The following is a 2813-nucleotide window of genomic DNA, read 5'->3' on the forward strand; positions in this document are numbered from 1 at the left end:
ACGTCGTGGCCGGGGCGGCGGGCGAGCCGAAGCCGTTGGTGGGTGCGCCCGCACCGCGCATCGCGCCGGTGCCCGGGCCCGTGGCCATGCCGCCCCTCATCTGCGAGGCGGCCGCCTGCGTGTTGGCCTCCAGCGGGTCCGTCGGCATCGGCAGCGGCATCGCGTTGTCCGGCATGAACAGCACGGCCGGGAAGCGAACCGTCACCTCGGTGCCGGTACCGCCCTCGCCCGCGCCGAACGCCACCTGGGCGCCGAGGCGGTCCGACAGGCGGCCGACCACGTAGAGGCCGAGGCGCTGGGCGCCGACGGCGTCGGACGCGGAGTGGCTGGCGACCTTGCGGTTCGCCTCCGCGACCTCCTGCGGGTTCATCCCGAGGCCGTGGTCGCGGACCACGACGGTGACGAACTGCTCGTCGCGGGCCGTGGTGACCTCGACCGGCGTGTGCGGCTCGGAGAACATCGTCGCGTTCTCCAGGAGCTCGGCCAGCAGGTGCGCCGCGTTTAGCGCGTTATGGCCCAGCATCATCGGGTCGACGACGAGGTTCAGGCGGACCCGGTCGTACAGCTCGATCTCGGACGACGCGGTACGGATGACGTCGGAGACCGGCATCGGCTGGCGCACACGACGACCGGAGTCGATGCCCGCGAGGACGAGCAGGGACTCCGCGTTGCGACGCATACGGGTCGCGAGGTGGTCGAGGCGGAACAGGTTCGACAGCGTCGACGGGTCCTCCTCGGACCGCTCGAGGTCGTCGAGGAACGCGAGCTGCCGGTTCAGGAGCACCTGGTCACGGCGGGCCACGTTGACGAACATCTCGGCGATGGAGCCACGGAGGGCTGCCTGCTCGCGGGCGACGTCGATGGTGGTGCGGTTGACGTCGTTGAACGCGGCGGCCAGCTGGCCGATCTCGTCCGAGGACTCGACCGAGATCGGGTCGAGGTCCATGCTGGGGCCCTGACCCGGGACCGACACCTGCTCCACGAGCGTGGGGAGGCGGTCACGGACCACACCGGCGGCCTGGGTGAGGCGGCGCAGCGGGGAGACCAGGCGGCGGGCGATGACGAGAGCCATGATGACCGAGAAGCCAAGGGCCGCGATCGCGACGCCACCGGTGAGGTAGGCGCGGTTCGCGGCGACATCGGCGCGCTCCTGGGCGAATCCCGCGGTGTCCTCGCGGACGGCGTCGCGGACGATGCGGCCCTCGTCGACCCACTTCGCGGACTCGGTGGAGAACGCCTCGATCTGCGCCGGCTGGATGGCCGCGAGGTCACCGCGTGCGACGTAGCCGCGGACGGTGCCGTAGACGCCGTCCATACCGGGAACCTGGTACTCACCCGGGATGCGGTCGAAGAGGTCCTGCGTGCTGTCCCACTCGCGGTCACCGAGGTTGACCAGGTCGGCGCCACGGAGCGCCAGGGACCGCGAGGCGGCCTCCGCCTGGTTGTCCGGGTACGCGTTGAAGATCCCGAGCGCCAGGCTCACGATCGGCCGCTCGTAGGTGTTCGTCAGCATGAGCTGGTCGATCGAGTGGTACGCCTCGAGACGGGTACCGAGGTCGCGGTCCTCCGAGGTGTCCGCGATCGCGTCCATCACCTCGAGGGCGCCGTCGATGTAGGTGCCGTAGGCGTCGGTCGCGGTCTGCTCGGTGAGGCGCCCGGCGGCGACCTTCTTCTGCACCTCGGTGATGGCCGCGCGGTCCTGGATGGTCTGCGTCACGGCGTCCTTGACGCGCTGGTCCAGCATCGAGATGTCGATGTCCAGCAGCTCGTCGTCGCGCTTGTCGAGAGCGCTGATCGTCTGCGCCTGGGCCGCGGGGGCCGCCCAGACCGTCTCGCCGTCGTCGTCGGTGACCGGCTTGCCGTCCTCGCCCAGCTCAGGGGTCCCCTGCAGAAGGGCCCGACGGGCCGCGTTACCGGCGTCGCCGTCGTCGATCATGGCGACGATGTTGAGGTAGCGCTCCTGCGCGAACGCGGTGCCTGCCTGGTCCTGGTACTCGAGCGCAGCGACAAGATCAGCCGTCTGCTGGGCGCGCATCGCGTCGGCCACCGAAAGGCCGATGATGTACGCCGCTGCGATGACCAGGACGACGGCAGGCGTGACCAGTGTCGCAAGAACTTTCCCGCGCACTCCCAACCTGCGGAACATGCGTACCTCTCTCCATCACTGATCCGGAAGGGGGTTTGGCGTGCTTGGTGCCCGCCGAACACCCTCGGTGCTGCGTACAAGTTACCGGCACCCGGTTTCCGCTGGCGACCCTCGTGAGGCCACACGGAAGTAGGCTTCATCGATGTGCGAGCCGTCACGATATCCGGAGCGGGGCCATCAGGGAAACTCTCCATTTCATCCCTGAATCACCCGAATGCTGGCCAAAGCGACGTGGTGATCACCGTCGCCGCCGCCGGAGTGAACCGTGCTGACCTGCTACAACGGGCCGGATACTACCCCCCTCCCGCGAATGCCCCGGACTGGCCAGGTCTTGAGATATCAGGAACTGTGAAGCGTGTCGGACTCGGCGTGTCGCGTTGGCGCGTCGGGGATCGGGTCGTCGCCCTGCTCGAGGGCGGGGGCTACGCGGAGGAGGTCGTGGTCCGCGAGACGCAGGTGCTCCCCGTGCCCGACGGCATGGACCTGGTCGACGCGGCCGCGCTGCCCGAGGCGGCGTGCACGGTCTGGAGCAACCTGGCCGACGTGGGCGGGCTGCGCGCCGGCGAGTGGGCGCTGGTCCACGGCGGCTCCGGCGGGATCGGCACCACCGCGATCCAGGTCGCCAAGGCGCTCGGAGCCCACGTCGTGACGACGGCGGGCGGGCCGG

2 protein-coding genes are annotated in these 2813 nt (G+C 70.1%); one reads left to right on the top strand and one right to left on the bottom strand.

Annotated elements, in window-relative coordinates; translation table 11 throughout:
* A partial coding sequence (locus PROKR_RS30355) for an ATP-binding protein (protein WP_157601788.1) occupies positions 1-2146 on the bottom strand: 2146 nt, incomplete at its 3' end.
* Positions 2147-2290: 144 nt separating this feature from the next.
* Between PROKR_RS30355 and PROKR_RS30360 the strand changes: the two genes are divergently transcribed.
* Positions 2291-2813 (top strand): alcohol dehydrogenase catalytic domain-containing protein (locus PROKR_RS30360; RefSeq protein WP_036958867.1); only part of this gene is annotated, 523 nt, incomplete at its 3' end.

Source organism: Promicromonospora kroppenstedtii DSM 19349 (assembly GCF_000515355.1).
Classification (GTDB): domain Bacteria; phylum Actinomycetota; class Actinomycetes; order Actinomycetales; family Cellulomonadaceae; genus Promicromonospora; species Promicromonospora kroppenstedtii.